This window comes from Neisseria sp. Marseille-Q1983 (assembly GCF_018224585.1).
In the GTDB taxonomy this organism is placed as follows: Bacteria; Pseudomonadota; Gammaproteobacteria; order Burkholderiales; family Neisseriaceae; genus Neisseria; species Neisseria polysaccharea.
Window position 1 is genome coordinate 1 of sequence record NZ_JAGTUI010000097.1, and the last position, 1,455, is coordinate 1,455.

3 protein-coding genes are annotated in these 1,455 nt (G+C 58.3%); all 3 read left to right on the plus strand.

Features of this window, described 5'->3' with window-relative positions; all coding sequences use genetic code 11:
• Positions 1-224 precede the first annotated feature (224 nt).
• On the plus strand, positions 225-581 hold the full coding sequence (locus KEM39_RS11230) for a hypothetical protein (protein WP_418030245.1): 357 nt from the start codon (positions 225-227) through the stop codon (positions 579-581).
• Entirely contained in the window at positions 574-1,077 is a 504-nt protein-coding gene (locus KEM39_RS11235) for a hypothetical protein (RefSeq protein WP_211710058.1), read from the plus strand. The genes KEM39_RS11230 and KEM39_RS11235 overlap by 8 nt, the downstream gene beginning before the upstream one ends.
• Before the next feature lie 29 nt (positions 1,078-1,106).
• A partial coding sequence (locus tag KEM39_RS11240; RefSeq protein WP_211710059.1) for a hypothetical protein occupies positions 1,107-1,455 on the plus strand: 349 nt, incomplete at its 3' end.

The following is a 1,455-nucleotide window of genomic DNA, read 5'->3' on the forward strand; positions in this document are numbered from 1 at the left end:
ATGCTCAAAGCCGAAAATCCTCTGGAATATGACTACAGCGGCGGCTGGACGGCCAACTATGAGCAAATTGAAGACGGGGAGACCAACAGATGAGCGAACGGAAAATTTATCTAGCCTTGTACAAAGGCCGTCGTGATGGCTCCGGCTGGCGCGTATGGAGTGCCCGGTTTACCGACTGGCTGACCAGGCAGCTGACACGCGGGCGTTACTCACACTGTGAGGTGGTGATCGGGTTACCTGAAACCGATGCCGGCGGTGCGCCGCTGTACGAGTGCCACAGCTCCTCTGTGCGCGACGGCGGAGTACGCTGTAAGACTATGCCGCTGCCATCGGATAAGTGGGTGCTTATCCCGATGCCGAGTGCGCCGGCGGATCATGCGCGGCTTGCTGCACTGTGGCAGCGCACAGCCGGGCAGCCCTATGATTTGACTGGAGCGTTGGGCGTGGTGTTCGGGCTACCTGAAAACCGCCGTCGTTGGTTTTGCAGCGAGTGGGTGGGCAAGGCGTTGGGGTTGTCCGAGAGCTGGCGTTTTAGTCCCAATGATTTAGCCGCAATTTTTAAAGGAGACTGTCATGTTTGAGCGAGCGAAAACCTTGTATAACCGCTGGACATCGTGCCGCTTTTGCAGATACGCGAAAGCGGCTTTGTCTTGGTTGTGGAATTTGCGCTTTTTGCCGGATTCGGCGCGGCGCTGGGTGTTTGGCACGGGCACGCGGGCGCTGCAAATCGTCAATATCGGCTTTTTGCTGGTTTGGGCATGGGTATTTGGCGTAAATGGTTTTGGCACGCTGCCGCTGTGGACGGGATTGACCAAGCTGCCGCGCTGGTTTGTGGTGTCGCTGCTGTTGCTGCTGGCACTGCTATCGGCTTGGTCGGTGTGGAGCAATAGCCGCCGCAGTCATGTGGTTGGGGTGGGGGCACTACGGCTTACCCCGCTGATTTGGCTGCTGCTGGCGACCAGCTTTGGGGTGCGGCCCACGCTGTCGGCGCAGGTGGTAGCCTACATCTTCGGCATTTGGAGTTTGGCGGTATGGCTGATGGGTGAACATTTGCAGGATGCGTTACGGGACGAGTAGGCCGCGCAGACGGCTAGAAAGAAGGAATCGTGAATGATTTGCTTGCGGGATTTTTTGCCAGTCAAACAATGTTGGCAGTGGTGGGCGCATTTGTCGGCTCGTTTCGGGTAGCTATCAAAGCCAAAGATAAAAGCATGGCGGCCAAGTGCGGGGATTTAATCGCGGCGCTGTTTTTGTCTTTGGCGGTGGTGGATGACCTCACGCCCAAGGATATGCCGCGCTTGGCATTGATGGTGGGGATACTGGCCGGGACGATGTGCGATGTGCTGCTGGATTCGGCGCGCGCTCTCTCGCCCGATACGGCGGGCGGCATCTTAGATTTGGTGCTGGGCAAGCTGGGCTACCACCGCCAGCCAGCCGCCGAGAAGCCGCCAGTGG